Here is a 14,940-nt window from a genome sequence, read left to right on the forward strand (position 1 = left end):
GGATTCGGGGGTCGGGATTCCGTAGGACGCGTTCCGCTACGCCCCACCCATCTGTCCGCATGGTACTGAGGAAGCTATGACCACAAGCCTCGACTCGACCTTCTACGCCGATCCGCAGGGCCTGGCGCAACTGCGCGCCCAGGCCCGCGCCGGGGGCACCGAGCAGTCGCCGGAGACCTTGCGCGCGGTCGCCGGGCAGTTCGAGGCGCTGTTCGTGCAGATGATGCTGAAGAATATGCGTGCCGCGAGCCTCGGCGACGGGGCCTTCGACAGCGAGCAGAGCCGGTTCTATCAGGGCATGTTCGATCAGCAGATCGCCGTGGAGCTCTCCCAGGGCCAGGGCCTGGGTCTGGCCGACGTGCTCGTGCGCCAGCTTGGCGGTGCCGCTGTGGCTGACAATCCTACCCAGTCGAATGCCGATCCCTTTGCCAGTCGGGTGGCGCCGCGGCGGCCATCAACGACGCCGACCCCTGAGGCTCATGGGGTTCAGGGGTCGAAGGCGACTCGACCCACCCTTGCCACCCGGGACACGCACACCGGACAGGACTGGCGGCCGGCCTCGCGCGAGGCGTTCGTTGCCGAGTTGTGGCCGCACGCCGAGCAGGCCGCGCAGCGCCTCGGTGTGGACCCGCGCGCCATCATCGCGCAGGCGGCGCTGGAGACCGGCTGGGGACAGCAGATCGTGCAGCACCCCGATGGCCGCAGCAGCCACAACCTGTTCGGGATCAAGGCCGACGGCCGCTGGTCGGGGCCGCAGGCCGGGGCGCGGACACTGGAATTCCGCGACGGCACACTGCAGCGCGAGCAGGCCAGCTTCCGCGCCTATGCCTCGCCGGCGGAGAGCATCGCGGACTATGCCGAGTTCATCGCCACCAATCCACGCTACCGGGACGCCCTGACGGCCGGTGATGCGGCCCGCTATCTGGGGGAATTGCAGCAGGCCGGCTATGCGACCGATCCGGACTATGCTGCCAAGATCATGCGTATCTTCAGCCAGGACGATTTCCAGGCGGCAGTGGGGGCAGCTCAATCTCACACCGCGTCGGCCGCTAAGCCCGCGGAGGCGGTTGTCACGCTCAATACCCAGGCATCCCCCCCGACATTCCTGGAATCTGCTGACACCGCGGCAGCCCGCGGCGGAGAGTTCTGATCATGGCCGACATCTTCGGTACGGCGACTTCGGGCCTGCAGGCCTATCAGCGGGCGCTGAGCACCGCCAGTCACAACATCGCCAACGCCAACACCCCCGGCTACAGCCGGCAGCGCGTCGATCTGTCCACCCGGCCGCCGCATCTGAGTGGCACCGGGTACGTCGGCAGCGGCGTGCAGGTGGACAGCGTGCGCCGGGTCTACGACCAGTTCCTGACCGACCGCGTACGTACCTCAACGGCCTCGGTCGGTGATATGCAGACCTTCGCGCAATTCTCCGGACGGGTCGCCGACCTGCTCGGTGATGCCGATGCCGGCCTGAACGCCTCCCTGGAAACCTTCTTCAATGCCGCCCAGGGCGTCGCCAACGACCCGGCCTCCATCCCGGCACGCCAGCTCATGCTGTCCGAGGCGGAATCGCTCACCACCCGTTTCCAGTACCTGGACGCCCAGGTCGGTGACCTGCGCAAGGAGGTCAACGATCAACTCGGGACGGTCACCGCCGAGATCAACGGCCTGTCGCGCGCCATCGCCGACATCAACAAGGACATCGTCGTCGCCACCGGCCGGGCCGGTGGTCAGCCGCCAAATGACCTGCTGGACCGGCGCGATCAACTGCTCGAGGAGCTTTCCGGATTGGTGTCGGTCACCACCCTGGCGCAGGATGATGGTTCGATCAATGTGTTCGTCGGCAAGGGCCAGGCGCTGGTCACGGGCGGGACCGCGGCGACCTTGAACGTGGCCGGCAACGGCTTCGATGCGACCGAGAAGGAGATCGTCTACAGCGTCGGCGGGAGCACGGTGGCCATCACCGACGCCCTCTCCGGCGGCAAGCTCGGCGGCCTGCTGCGCGTACGGGACGAGGTGCTCGATCCGGCGCAGAACGGCCTCGGCCGGGTGGCCGTGGCGCTGGGCACGGAGTTCAACGCCCGGCATGCCCAGGGTATGGACCTGGACGGTGCACTCGGCGGCACCTTCTTCAACCTCGGCACCCCCGGCTGGAGCGCCCACGATGGGAACACGGGCAGCGGCACGCTGGCAGTCAGTTACGACCCGGACACCATCGCCCAGCTGACGAGCAAGGACTACATCCTGCGCTCCGATGGCAGCAATTGGAGTCTGGCCGATACTGACGGCAATGCCGTGGCCCTGACGATCGGCGACGGGTCGGCGGCCAATCCCTATGTCGCCGATGGTCTGCGTATCGTCGTGGATGGTCTGACCCCGGCCGCCGGCGACCGCTTTCAGATCCGGCCCAGCCGCGATGCCGGTGGCGACATCGGCCTGGCGGTCGGCAACGTGCGCGCCATCGCCGCCGCGGCGCCAGTGCGCATCGGCGAGGCGACCACAGTCACCGGCCTGCCGGTCAATACGGGTGACGGCACCCTGCGCTTCACCGGCGTGGACAGTGGCTTCAGTGCGGCGGCCGTGGATATCGATGTCAGCTACAACGCCGGCACGTTCAGCTACACAGGCACCATCGACGGTGTGCCCACCACCGGCAGCTTCGCCTACGATCCGCTCACTGACAGCGGTGACAGCTTCAGCATCAGCGGCGTGAACTTCACCGTCAGCGGCACACCCGCCGATGGCGATGCCTTCACCCTCGGTACGAACACCAACGGCACCGGCGACAACACCAACGCCCTGGCCCTGGCCGGGTTGCAGACGGCACTCACCGTCGAGGACGGTACCACCAACTTCCAAGGTGCCTATGCCCAGATGATCTCCGACGTCGGCACCCGCACCCGCCAGGCCGAGATCGGCCATACCGCGCAGCAGGCCCTGCAGCGCCAGGCTGTGTCGGACCGGGCGTCGGTCTCCGGCGTCAATCTGGACGAGGAGGCGGCCAATCTGCTGCGCTTCCAGCAGGCCTATCAGGCCATGGCCCAGGTCGTGACCGTGGCCGATTCGATGTTCCAGACCCTCTTGAACGCGGTGCGGAGGTAATCACCATGCGGATCGCCACCACCCAGATCTTCCAGGGCGGGCTCGACGCCATGCTCGATCAGCAGACGCAGCTGTACAAGACGCAACTGCAGCTGTCCTCGGGCAAACGCTTCAACTCCCCGGCGGAAGACCCGACGGCGGCGGCCCAGGTGCTGGGCCTGAGCGAGTCCATCGCCATCACGGCCCAGTACCAGACCAATGCCAGGACGGTCGCAACCGGCCTGCAGCGCGAAGAGACCACCCTGACCGCCGTGGATGACGCCCTGCAGCGTGCCCGCGAGCTGGCCGTACAGGGCAACAACGCCACCTACAGCGCGGCCGATCGGCAGACCATGGCGCAGGAGGTGCGTCAGCTCATGGATCATATCCTGGGCCTGGCGAATACCCAGGATGAGAGCGGCGAGTACATCTTCGCCGGATCGCAGGCCCGTGTGCGGCCCTTCAGCGACGATGGGGCCGGTACCGTCAGCTTCCACGGTGATCAGGGACAGCGCCAGATCCAGGTCGGTCCGTCACGCACCCTCGCCATGGGCGACTCCGGTTTCGATGTCTTCATGAAGATCGAGAATGCCGACGGCAGTGGCTATCAGGATATCTTCACCACCCTGAATGGCCTCGCGACGGACCTCGAGACCAACACCCCGGACCCGGTACGGCTCACCGAGATCGACAAGGCGCAGGACAGGCTGCTGAGCGCGCGCACCAACATCGGCGCGCGTCTCAATGCGCTCGATCGGGAGGAACAGGTCAACAGCGCCTACGCCCTGCAGCTGGAGACGACCCGCTCCCAGGTACAGGACCTGGACATCATCCAGGCCTCCATCGACCTCAGCCGGCAGGAGCTGGTACTCCAGTCGGCGCAGCAGGCCTTCGTGCGGGTGCAGAACCTGTCGCTGTTCGATTATCTGTAGGCACCGCCCACCCATTCGCCACGGAAGGCACGGGCAAACCCCTTTTTGCCACGGAACACACGGAAGACGTTTTATCCTGAAAACCCATTTTGGCCACGGAAGCACACGGAAGAACACGGAAGGTGGGGCGGCGGCGGGTTTTGCATTCCGTGTACTTCCGTGTGTTTCCGTGGCCATCGTGTACGTTCGTTTGCCTTCGTGTCCCTCTGTGGCCATCCATCACGCACAGCGGCCCGTAAAATAATCGCACGACCGCCTTAAAGATCGCCCCGCCGGCGCCGCTAGCGTGTCCGGAGGCGGTGAATATCTTACCCATCGGGACGAGGTATATCCGCCATGTATAAAACCTGTATCCCGGCCCTGCACAGCAAGGCGCGGGATCAAGGAGAGCACTCATGGCACTTGTCATCAACAGCAACATCGCATCACTGAATTCGCAGCGTCACCTGGGCAGCTCGCAGAGCTCCCTGAACACCTCGCTGGAGCGCCTGTCCTCGGGCCTGCGCATCAACAGCGCCAAGGACGACGCCGCCGGCCTGGCCATCTCCGAGCGCTTCACCACCCAGATCCGCGGCCTCAACCAGGCGGCCCGCAACGCCAACGACGGTGTCTCCCTGGCGCAGACCGCCGAGGGTGCCCTGGGTGGCGTCACCGACATGCTGCAGCGCATGCGCGAGCTGTCGGTGCAGTCGGCCAACGCCACCAACAGCGCCTCCGACCGCGCCGCCCTGCAGACGGAGGTCGATCAGCTGAAACAGGAGATCAACCGTGTCGCCCAGACGACCTCGTTCAACGGCGTGACCCTGCTCGACGGCAGCTTTACCAACCAGGATTTCCAGGTCGGCGCCAACGCCAATCAGACCGTGTCCATCGCCTCCATCGCCAACGCCACGACGTCGGTGCTGGGTGCGACGGATATCAGCAGCTATGCCCAGGTCACGACCGGTGGCGGTACTACTGGAGTAGCGGGTGGCCTCTCCGGCATGAGCATCAACGGCGTGGCCGTCGCGGATACCAGCCGAGATGCCTCCGCCATCGCGGGTTCGATCAATGCGGCGAACATCGAAGGCGTGAGCGCGACGGCCGCTGCTACCGCCACGGGTAGTCTGGGTGCTTTCACCACGACCGCTGGTGGGGTCTATAGCCTGTCTGTGGGTGGTGTGGATGTCATGAGTGGTGTGGCTGCTGGCGTCACCGCAGCCAATGTGGATACAGCGATAGGAACTGCCAGCGCGGCGTTGACTGCTGCTGGAATCACTGTCAGTGGAACGGCCGCAGGTGGTGATCTGGCCTTCACCAATTCGACGGGTGCCAATATCGAGGTCATTGAGACTCTCGGTACGGGTGCTTCTGCGGGCGGCTTCACCACCACCGTCAATGGTATGGGCAGCGTAGGCAACGCGGTATCGCAAACCTCTTACGGTGCCGTCACCATCAACAGCACCAGCTCGCAGGGTATCACGTTCAGCGGGCAGGCCGCCACGGCCGTGCAGGCCAACTTCGCCCCGACGGCCGCCGGTTCCGCGACCACCAACAGCTATGTCGTGTCGCAGATCGACATCTCCACCGCCGACGGTGCCCAGATCGCCATGCAGGTGGTCGACAGCGCCCTGACCGAGATCAACGGCTCCCGCGCCGACCTCGGTGCCCTGCAGAACCGCTTCGACGCGGTGGTCAGCAACATCGGCATCACCTCCGAGAACCTCTCGGCGGCACGCAGCCGGATCATGGATGCGGACTTTGCGGCCGAGACCGCCGCGATGACCCGCGCGCAGATTCTGCAGCAGGCCGGCGTGGCCATGGTGTCACAGGCCAACAGCCTGCCGCAGCTGGCCCTGTCGCTGCTGCAGTAAGGGATCGGGACTGCCGGTGCCCGGGGAGAGCCCCGGGCACCGGTCGCCCACCACCCGTACTGACGGCACCTGCCCAGAGGCCCATCCGGCCGCGAGGTGATCCGCCATGAGCAGTCTTCCGACCAGCCCGCTCACCCCCCCGACTATCGGCCTGTTGCCGGTACCGCCGCGGGTGGCCATCGAGCGCGGCACACTGGCAGCGGACCGGCAAACGCCGGCCATGGGCGGCACACCGCCGCCTTCCGTCGGCACCAGCGCCGCGGATCCATCCGACCACAGCGAAGAGCTTGCCCAGGCCGTGAAAGACATCGACAGCTATGTGCAGACAGTGCGTCGTGAACTCCAATTCAACGTCGACGAGGCCCTCGGCCGTACCGTCATCACGGTCGTGGATGGGGATACCCAGGAGGTTGTGCGCCAGATCCCGGCCGAGGAGGTGCTGGCCCTGGCCCGCCACCTGCGCCAACTGGACGACAAGCAGGTCGATGGCCTGTTGCTGGAGGCACGGGTCTGAAGCGGCTGGCCCTGATCTTGCATTTTCCCGCCTGAGGCTGCGGGCACACATGGCATTCCAGATTTCAGATTCGAATGCTACTTACTTAAACCCCTTCTTGGCCACGGAACCACACGGAACAACACGGAAAAGAATTTACGCTGCAAACCCAGGATCCCCAGCCGTGGTTGGGTTTCTGGGCTTTATACAAAAAGCCTCTTTCCGTGTTGTTCCGTGTGTTTCCGTGGCCCAAAAAAAGGGTTTTAAGTAAGTGCCATTCACACCCGATCGCAGACACCCCTGACTGATCCGGTTTGACAAGAGAGGGGAGGCAGACATGGCTTCAATCATGGCACCGGGCGTCGGCTCCGGGCTCGATATCAACGGTCTGGTCGATAAACTCGTCGCCGCCGAACGCGAGCCCGCCGAGTTGCGCCTCGCCAACCGCGAGAGCCGCTACCAGGCCGAGATCTCCGCCTACGGCGGTGTCAAGAGTGCCCTCGAGCAGTTCCGCACGACCCTCAGCCCACTGAGCCGGGCGAGTACCTTCGATACCCTCACCGCCACCAGCAGCGACCCGGGCATCCTGGGAGCGCGGGCCGGCAGCACCGCCGCGGCCGGCAATTATCGGATCAGTGTCGATGCCCTGGCCCAGACGCACACCCTGGTCATGAACGGTGTAGACGACCTCAACGCCGTCATCGGCAGCGGCACCCTGACGTTCAGGTCCGGCACCACCGACTACGATACCGGGACCGACACCTACAACGGCTTCACCCTCAATCCGAATACGGCCACCCGCACGCTCACGGTGGATTCGTCCAACAACACCCTTTCCGGTCTGCGTGATGCCATCAATGCCGCTGACCTCGGCGTGCACGCGGGAATCATCTACGACGGCAGCCAGTACCGCCTGACCCTGAGCGCCGTCGATTCCGGCGCCGCCAACAGCCTGCAGATCGAGGTGAACGACGCCGATGGCGATCACACCGACCTGAACGGGCTGTCGCGGCTGGCCTTCAACGCGAGCGCGACCAACCTGGAACAGACGGTCGCGGCCCAGGATGCGCGGCTCGGCATCAACGGCCTGGCGGTGACCAGCGCCAGCAACAGCGTCAGCGGGGCCATCGGCGGCGTCACCCTCGATCTCAAGCAGCTCAGCGCCGGCCAGGTGGTGAACCTCGACATCGCCCGCGACACCGGCGCGACCCGCGACGCTGTGCAGAGTTTCGTCACCGGCTACAACGAGCTGCTGACCGCGGTGAAGGACGTCTCCAGCTACGACCCCACGACCCGTAAAGGGGGTGCGCTGACCGGCGATGCCGCACTGCGCGGGCTGGTCAATAACATTCGCGCCACCCTCAATCAGGAGATGCCGGGTCTGAACGGGCCGTTCGGTGCGCTGGCGGATATCGGCGTGACCACTGCGCGGGACGGTACGCTGACCATCGATGCAGCGCGGCTCGATGCCGCGCTGGCGCGCGACCCGGAGGCCGTCGGGCGCCTGTTCTCGGTCAGCGGCAGCAGCACCAGCACGAATCTGCGTTATGCCGGCGCGAGTGCGACGACCCAGCCGGGCGACTACGCGGTCGAGGTCACCCGCCAGGCCACCCAGGGGAGCTATACGGGCAGTGCCTTCGGTTACGGCGGCTCGATCGCGGTCGATGCGGCCAACGACAACCTCTCGCTGCGCATTGATGGTGTCAGCACCGCCCCGCTGACGCTGACGCACGGGACCTATACGGGTGCGCAGCTCGCCGCCGAACTGCAGACCCGCATCAACGGCGATGCCAATCTGCGCGCCGCCGGGGTGGCGGTGAACGTAGCGTTCGATACCGATACCAATCGCTTCGTGATCGGCTCGACCCGCTACGGCAGCGCCTCGAGCGTCGAGATCACGGGTATGGACAGCAGCAGCGCTGCCACCCTGGGATTGAACACGGGCGCGGGTGTCACGGGTGAGGATGTCGCCGGCAGCATCGGCGGTGTCCCGGCGACCGGCTCCGGCCGTACCCTGATCGGTACGGGCGCGGCGCAGGGGCTGCGTACCGAGGTATCGGGTACCGGGATCGGCATGCTGGGCAGCCTGTCCTTTTCACGTGGCGTCGGTGACCGGCTGAACAACCTCGTCATCGACATGCTGGCCGACGACAGCTCGATCAATGGCCGGATCGCCGGTATCGAGTCGCGGATCGGCGATATCGACGGGCAGCGCGAGACCCTGGCCCGTCGCATGGATGCCCTGGAGGCGCGGCTGCGGGCGGAGTTCACCGCCATGGATCTTCTGGTCGGACAGCTGAAGGCGACCGGCAGTTATCTGGAACAGCAGCTGGAGAATCTGCCGACCATCGGTGGGACGAAAAAACGCTGAAGTCGCTCCGTACCGCGCCGCTATGGATCAGAGTCGAGACCTCATGGCATGTACGTACACCCTGCTTGGCCACGGAAATACACGGAAAGAACGCAATGTATAAACCTGGGATCCATAGCCACCGTTTGGTTTCCGTGTCATTCCGTGTGTTTCCGTGGCCATTTTTCTAAAGCATCGGTGTAAGCAAGCGCCCTTCGAGTCGAGACGGGTGCGGCCGCTCGAACCCGTCGGGGTCGGCGTACCACAGATGTACCCAGTAACCAGCAGGTAGGGGAGAACGAACCATGAATTACGCCAATGCGCGCGCGGCGTTGCAGCAGTACAAGCACCTGAGTGCCAGCACCCAGATCGCCACCGCGAGTCCGCATCGGCTCATCCAGATGTTGCTCGACGGTGCGCTGGAGAAGATCCGTCTGGCGCACAGCTTCATGCAACAGGGCCGGCTGGGCGAGAAGGCGAAACACATCACTTGGGCGATCTCCATCATCGATGGCCTGCGTATCAGCCTGGACAAAGAGGCCGGCGGCCCGTTGGCGCAGAATCTCGAAGACCTCTACGACTATATGGTTCGACGCCTGATCGAGACCAATCTGCGCAATGACCCGGCGATTCTCGACGAGGTGACGAGCCTGCTCGGTCAGATCAAGGAGGCCTGGGATGCGATCGGCGAGCAGGTGAGCACGCCGCAGGCACCACGCGAGACCCATGCCAGTGTCTGAAACGACCACCACCGTGCTGGCGATACTGCCGGACGACTGCACCCGCCTGCACGGACTCACGCGGGACCTGCTGGCCCGCGCGCGGGCCGGTGACTGGGAGGCCGTAGCGGTCGTCGAGCATGAGCGCCGGCCGGTGTTACAGGCCGTGTGCACTGCACTGGCCCCGCACGGGGCGGGTACATACGAGGCCCTGCTCACCGAGATCCTGGCCGCCGACCGGGAGGTCATCCAGCTCGCGCAGCAGCACCGGGACGAACTCGGTGGCCAGCTGCGCGAGATGGGGCATGGCCGGAACGCGGTACGGGCCTACGGACAGCATCGGCGTTAAGAACTGGAAAGCGCGCTTGCCACGGAAGCACACGGAACGACACGGAAAGAAATTCAACTTGTAAACCCAGAGTCATCCTCCGCAGTTTGGTTTCCCGGCTTTATACAATGAGCCACTGCTGTCCCATACACCCAAGAACTACATTGGCCACGGAAACGCACGGAAGTACACGGAAGACATCGAAATGAAACCGCGTCATGAAGTGCTGCCGCAGTACGTGGCAGGTGCTGTGGGATGTCGAGTGTGAGGTCTATGAGCTTGTCTGTGTTTTTCCGTGGCAAATGGTTTCTCAATTTCACCCGCATACATCCCGCCCCCGCCGGTTCCCGGCCTTGCCGACACGGTCTGTTTGCCGTGATAGTTTGTAGCTGCACTGCAGCCTGACGGCGGTATGGCGCCTTCCGGACATACCCCTCCCCAGACCCTTCTATGTGGCCCCGTCCTTATCAAGCACTTGCGCTCATATATTAGAAACCGCTAAATTGACGTCGGGTTTTTGACATTTATTTTTTTCAGTGCTTTACTAGAACACGATCATGTGATCCGGGCAGTGTCCGGTGTGCCAGCAGAAGCCACCTCCTGTCCGGTATCAGGCAACAACCCTGGTTGCCTGCGACCCTGGAGGGAGAACTATGTCTTTCGACGGCAAGGTGCTGGTCATCGAGGCGGATGCCGAGCGCGGCAACGAACTCACCGCGGTACTGAACTTCATCGATTGTGGCCCGGTGCTGGTCACTGACTGCAATCGCTGGCGGGATGCGATAGAAGAGCCTGGCGAGTTCATCGCCATCATGATCGGCCAGTGCAAGTCCGACAAGGCACTGGAAAAGCTGCTCAAGGAGATACACGACCTCGACCCGCACCTGCCGGTCTTCCTGTTGGCACACAAGGGTAAGGAGCCTACGGTGCAGATCGATGCCGGTTCGTGCATCCTCGGCCGCATCGAACTGCCGCCGCGCTACAGTCAGGTCACCAATGCGCTGCACCAGGCCGAGGTCTATCGTGAGGCCCATCAGGGAGCCGGTCGCCAGCGTCCGGTCGATCTGTTCCGCAGCCTGGTCGGCAGCAGCCGCGCCATCCAGCAGGTGCGCAAACATATCCAACAGGTTGCCGACTCGGACGCGAATGTGCTGATCCTGGGCGAATCCGGCACCGGCAAAGAGGTCGTCGCCCGTAATCTGCACTACAACTCCGCGCGCCGTGATAAGGCCTTCGTGCCGATCAATTGCGGTGCGATCCCGGCTGACCTGCTCGAATCGGAACTGTTCGGCCACGAGAAGGGTGCCTTCACCGGTGCCATCAGTGCGCGCCAGGGGCGTTTCGAGATGGCCGAGGGTGGCACCTTGTTCCTGGATGAGATCGGTGACATGAGCCTGGCCATGCAGGTCAAGCTGCTGCGGGTGCTGCAGGAGCGCACCTTCGAGCGTGTCGGCAGCAACAAGAGCATTGAGGCCAACGTGCGCGTGGTCGCGGCCACCCACCGCGATCTCGAGGACGCCATCAAGGAGGGCAAGTTCCGCGAGGACCTGTTCTACCGTCTGAACGTATTCCCCATCGAGATGCCGCCGCTGCGGGAACGCGCCGAAGACATCCCCATGCTGATCAACGAACTCATCCGCCGCATCGAGCACGAAAAGCGCGGCTCGGTGCGCCTGACCTCGGCGGCCGTCATGGTCCTGTGTCATTACCCGTGGCCGGGCAATGTACGCGAGCTGGCCAACCTGATTGAACGGATGGCGATCCTGCATCCCTTCGGAGTGGTGGACATCGGCGACTTGCCGGAGAAATTTCAGCTGGAAGAGGGAGTGGTCCCCAATCCGAAACTCAGTGAGGATCTGGTGATCGATCCGCAACCACTGGATTTCGATGAGCCACGCCTGCCCCGCGGCGGGCTCGACCTGAAGGTGCACCTGAGCCACCTGGAAGTCACCTATATCAAGCAGGCCCTGGACGATGCCGGCGGTGTGGTGGCGCATGCCGCCAAGCGCCTGGGTATGCGGCGTACCACGCTGGTGGAGAAGCTGCGTAAATATGGTCTGCAGCGTGGTGAGGCGGCGGGACTTTGACGGGCCTGCAAACAGGAGTTTCAACCTACTAAAAACAAAGATGTTCTTCGAATGATCCCGGGCCCGTCCCGGGTTTTTTTTGCCCGTACGCCACGCCCGGCAGTGGCCGGGTGGGGCGGCGCGCGGTCAATCAGGGGCAGGGAGGCGTCGTCAATTTGACGACCCCAGAGATTTGGCTTTCTAAGTAACTGATAGAAAAGCATTCTGGTGTACAGGCACGCTTGTTGCTTTTGCCATCCACAGTCACAGTCGCAGTGGAGTCCCGGCAGCCCATGAATCCCTCTCCCAGCCAAGTACTGGTCGATGCATTCGACGCGTTCAACCAGCGGTCGCGACAGCTCGAGCATGCGTATCGGGCGCTTGAGGGGCGGGTCGCCGTGCTGACGACCGAGCTGGTCCGGGCACGTGCCGGGCACCCGCATCAGCCGGCCGAGACCGATGCCGTGCAGGGGGTGCTCGACCGCCAGCAGCGCCTCGGTGCATTGGGGGAGATGGCGGCAGGCCTGGCGCACCAGATCCGCACGCCACTGTCGGCGGCCATGTTGTACGCGGCGCATCTCGCCAAGGACGAATTGCCGGCCGGCGATCGTGCACGGTTTTCCGGGCGACTGCTGGAGCGGCTGCAGCACCTGGAGCGGCTGGTCAACGATATGTTGTCCTTCGCGCGCGGTGGGCAGGTCGACGACGAGCACTTCACCGTGGGCGAATTGTGCGATGCCTTGCAGCGTAGTGTCGAAGAGCAACTGCAGCAGGCCGGTGCCCACTGGCAGGTATGCAACCAGGCGGCCGATGCCAGCCTCTGCGGAAACCGCGATGCCGTGCTCGGTGCACTCGGCAATCTGGTGGTCAATGCCCTGCAGGCCAGCACTACCACGCCGGTACTGGAGCTGCAGGCACGACTCACCGGCACCGGACTGGTGGAGATCCGGCTGCGCGACCATGGGCCTGGTATCCCCGCAGGCTTGCGGGAGCGCATCTTCGAGCCGTTCTTTACCACCCGCAGCGGTGGCACCGGCCTTGGTCTGGCGGTCGTGAAGGAGACGGTGCGCGCGCATCAGGGGCGCATCGCAGTGCAGACCCCGGCGGGTGGAGGCACCGAATTCATCATCCAGTTTCCCAATGCCGCGGCCACGGCCCTGCCCAGTGGCGGCCGGTCGCGCTATCTCAATGCGGCCGCACCCGGTAGTGCGGTCTGCGGCGTCAACTGAGGAATCCCGCATGAACCCAGCTAGCGTCCTGATCGTTGAAGATGACCCGAGCCTGCGTGAAGCACTGTGCGACACGCTGGAACTCGCCGGTTACGCGGTCGCGGTGGCCATGGACGGTCATGCAGCCCTCGAGACTCTGGAGCACGCGTCCATCGGCATGGTGGTCAGCGACGTGCAGATGCCGAACATGGACGGACATGCCCTGCTCAAGCGCATCCGCAGCCGTCATCCGGATCTGCCGGTGGTGCTGATGACGGCCTACGGTACGGTGCAGAAGGCCGTCGATGCCATGCGCAGTGGTGCATCGGACTATCTGCTGAAGCCATTTGCGGCCGCTGTGCTGGTCGATATGGTGAACCGCTATCTGCCGACTGCACCTGACGAGGATACAGGTATGGTCGCCGAGGACCGCCGCAGCCGTGAGCTGCTGGCGGTCACCAACCGCGTGGCCAGGACCGATGCGACCGTGATGATTGCCGGTGAGTCCGGTACCGGCAAAGAGGTGCTGGCGCAGCATATCCACGCCCGGTCGCAGCGGGCCAAAGGACCGTTCGTCGCCATCAATTGCGCCGCCATTCCCGAGAATATGCTGGAGGCGATGCTGTTCGGTTACGAGAAGGGCGCCTTCACCGGTGCGTACCAGGCCCATGCAGGCAAGTTCGAGCAGGCCCAGGGCGGCACTCTGCTGCTCGACGAGATCTCCGAAATGGACCTGGCGCTGCAGGCAAAACTGCTGCGCGTATTGCAGGAACGCGAGGTCGAGCGCCTGGGTGGGCGCACAGTCATTGCCCTGGACGTGCGGGTCATCGCCACCACCAACCGTAATCTGCGCGACGAAGTGGCCGCCGGCCGTTTCCGCGAGGATCTGTTCTACCGTCTCAATGTGCTGCCGCTGCGCATCGCGCCGTTGCGGGAGCGCCGGCGCGATATCCTGCCCATCGCGCAGCGGTTGATCGAGAAGCATTGCCCATCCGGCCGGCCGCTGCCGCTGCTCTGCCCCAATGCCGAGCAGCGGCTGCTCACACATCCCTGGCCGGGCAATGTGCGTGAGCTGGAGAACGTTCTGCAGCGCGCCATCATCCTCATGTCCGGTGATTGCATCGAGACAGTGGATCTGCACTTCGAGGTCTGTGGCGGTGAGCTTTCCATTGCCACGACGCCGTGGGACACGCCGGCCCAGGCCCCCGGGTCCGAATCCGGGTCCGAATCCGGGCCTGAAGCCGAGGGCTTGGATCGGGATCTGCGCAGTCGCGAACAGGAGTTGATCCTGGAGGCGCTGGCGGCCGGCAACGGCAGCCGTAAGACGGCGGCGGAACGTCTCGGCATCAGCCCGCGCACGCTGCGCTACAAGCTGGCGCGCATGCGCGAGGCCGGCATTGCCCTGCCCGGCTGACCCGGGGCTGAAGCGAGTTTTCAGGATGAAGTATGTGTGGTGTGAAATCTGCATAGCGACTCCGTCCCAGCGGATGCGGGCGCGGCGAACAGTACCGGTGCCGATACGGGCGCCGGCGGGACACTGATACACGGAGCACGACGAGATGGCCGATATCGATGTGAATCAAATCATGACCCAGATGCGGGCGATGGCCGCGGCGGCGCAGACCGGCAACACGTCCCGGCCTGCCGAGAACCCCCAGGGCGCGGACTTCTCCGCACTGCTCAGGCAGTCGCTCGATCAGGTCAACGGCGCGCAGGCTACGTCAAAAACGCTGGTGGAGTCCTTCACGCGGGGAGATCCCAACACCGACCTCACGCAGGTGATGATCGCCACACAGAAGGCGAGCCTGTCGTTTCAGGCCATAACCGAGGTGCGCAACAAGCTGGTGCAGGCGTATCAGGATGTCATGAACATGCCTGTATGACAGGAGATACGAGAGGCAAGGTGGTGGGCG

The 14,940-nt window shown here is 64.5% G+C and carries 12 protein-coding genes; all 12 read left to right on the forward strand.

Annotated elements, in window-relative coordinates; all coding sequences use genetic code 11:
• Window positions 1-76: 76 nt before the first annotated feature.
• On the forward strand, window positions 77-1,150 hold the full coding sequence (gene flgJ, locus K8I04_14180) for a flagellar assembly peptidoglycan hydrolase FlgJ (GenBank protein ID MBZ0072861.1): 1,074 nt from the start codon (window positions 77-79) through the stop codon (window positions 1,148-1,150).
• 2 nt (window positions 1,151-1,152) lie between these two features.
• Window positions 1,153-3,099, forward strand: coding sequence for a flagellar hook-associated protein FlgK (gene flgK / locus K8I04_14185; protein ID MBZ0072862.1), 1,947 nt, complete (start codon window positions 1,153-1,155; stop codon window positions 3,097-3,099).
• Between the two features lie 5 nt (window positions 3,100-3,104).
• The gene (gene flgL, locus K8I04_14190) at window positions 3,105-4,010 is read left to right on the forward strand and encodes a flagellar hook-associated protein FlgL (protein MBZ0072863.1); all 906 of its coding nucleotides are present in this window, start codon (window positions 3,105-3,107) and stop codon (window positions 4,008-4,010) included.
• A gap of 395 nt (window positions 4,011-4,405) precedes the next feature.
• On the forward strand, window positions 4,406-5,863 hold the full coding sequence (locus K8I04_14195) for a flagellin (GenBank protein ID MBZ0072864.1): 1,458 nt from the start codon (window positions 4,406-4,408) through the stop codon (window positions 5,861-5,863).
• Window positions 5,864-5,969: 106 nt separating this feature from the next.
• Window positions 5,970-6,377, forward strand: a complete 408-nt coding sequence (locus K8I04_14200) for a flagellar protein FlaG (GenBank protein ID MBZ0072865.1) — start codon at window positions 5,970-5,972, stop codon at window positions 6,375-6,377.
• Between the two features lie 316 nt (window positions 6,378-6,693).
• On the forward strand, window positions 6,694-8,727 hold the full coding sequence (fliD, locus tag K8I04_14205) for a flagellar filament capping protein FliD (GenBank protein ID MBZ0072866.1): 2,034 nt from the start codon (window positions 6,694-6,696) through the stop codon (window positions 8,725-8,727).
• Window positions 8,728-9,011: 284 nt separating this feature from the next.
• A complete protein-coding gene (gene fliS / locus K8I04_14210) occupies window positions 9,012-9,446 on the forward strand; it encodes a flagellar export chaperone FliS (GenBank protein ID MBZ0072867.1) in 435 nt (144 codons plus the stop codon).
• The gene (locus tag K8I04_14215) at window positions 9,433-9,774 is read left to right on the forward strand and encodes a flagellar protein FliT (GenBank protein MBZ0072868.1); all 342 of its coding nucleotides are present in this window, start codon (window positions 9,433-9,435) and stop codon (window positions 9,772-9,774) included. Before fliS ends, K8I04_14215 begins: the two co-directional genes overlap by 14 nt.
• Window positions 9,775-10,406: 632 nt before the next feature.
• On the forward strand, window positions 10,407-11,840 hold the full coding sequence (locus K8I04_14220; GenBank protein MBZ0072869.1) for a sigma-54 dependent transcriptional regulator: 1,434 nt from the start codon (window positions 10,407-10,409) through the stop codon (window positions 11,838-11,840).
• Window positions 11,841-12,112: 272 nt separating this feature from the next.
• Window positions 12,113-13,048 (forward strand): HAMP domain-containing histidine kinase, encoded by a 936-nt coding sequence (locus K8I04_14225; GenBank protein MBZ0072870.1) that lies wholly within the window; start codon window positions 12,113-12,115, stop codon window positions 13,046-13,048.
• A gap of 10 nt (window positions 13,049-13,058) precedes the next feature.
• Window positions 13,059-14,441, forward strand: a complete 1,383-nt coding sequence (locus K8I04_14230) for a sigma-54 dependent transcriptional regulator (GenBank protein ID MBZ0072871.1) — start codon at window positions 13,059-13,061, stop codon at window positions 14,439-14,441.
• Between the two features lie 145 nt (window positions 14,442-14,586).
• The gene (gene fliE, locus K8I04_14235) at window positions 14,587-14,910 is read left to right on the forward strand and encodes a flagellar hook-basal body complex protein FliE (protein MBZ0072872.1); all 324 of its coding nucleotides are present in this window, start codon (window positions 14,587-14,589) and stop codon (window positions 14,908-14,910) included.
• Window positions 14,911-14,940 lie beyond the last annotated feature (30 nt).

The organism is Gammaproteobacteria bacterium (assembly GCA_019911805.1).
Taxonomy (GTDB): domain Bacteria; phylum Pseudomonadota; class Gammaproteobacteria; order Thiohalobacterales; family Thiohalobacteraceae; genus JAHJQQ01.

Excerpts from the sequence above, each read along its gene's own strand:
- flgJ (MBZ0072861.1), top strand. The coding sequence starts at position 77 with ATGACCACAAGCCTCGACTCGACCTTCTACGCCGATCCGCAGGGCCTG.
- flgK (MBZ0072862.1), top strand. The coding sequence starts at position 1,153 with ATGGCCGACATCTTCGGTACGGCGACTTCGGGCCTGCAGGCCTATCAG.
- flgL (MBZ0072863.1), top strand. The coding sequence starts at position 3,105 with ATGCGGATCGCCACCACCCAGATCTTCCAGGGCGGGCTCGACGCCATG.
- K8I04_14195 (MBZ0072864.1), top strand. The coding sequence starts at position 4,406 with ATGGCACTTGTCATCAACAGCAACATCGCATCACTGAATTCGCAGCGT.
- K8I04_14200 (MBZ0072865.1), top strand. The coding sequence starts at position 5,970 with ATGAGCAGTCTTCCGACCAGCCCGCTCACCCCCCCGACTATCGGCCTG.
- fliD (MBZ0072866.1), top strand. The coding sequence starts at position 6,694 with ATGGCTTCAATCATGGCACCGGGCGTCGGCTCCGGGCTCGATATCAAC.
- fliS (MBZ0072867.1), top strand. The coding sequence starts at position 9,012 with ATGAATTACGCCAATGCGCGCGCGGCGTTGCAGCAGTACAAGCACCTG.
- K8I04_14215 (MBZ0072868.1), top strand. The coding sequence starts at position 9,433 with ATGCCAGTGTCTGAAACGACCACCACCGTGCTGGCGATACTGCCGGAC.
- K8I04_14220 (MBZ0072869.1), top strand. The coding sequence starts at position 10,407 with ATGTCTTTCGACGGCAAGGTGCTGGTCATCGAGGCGGATGCCGAGCGC.
- K8I04_14225 (MBZ0072870.1), top strand. The coding sequence starts at position 12,113 with ATGAATCCCTCTCCCAGCCAAGTACTGGTCGATGCATTCGACGCGTTC.
- K8I04_14230 (MBZ0072871.1), top strand. The coding sequence starts at position 13,059 with ATGAACCCAGCTAGCGTCCTGATCGTTGAAGATGACCCGAGCCTGCGT.
- fliE (MBZ0072872.1), top strand. The coding sequence starts at position 14,587 with ATGGCCGATATCGATGTGAATCAAATCATGACCCAGATGCGGGCGATG.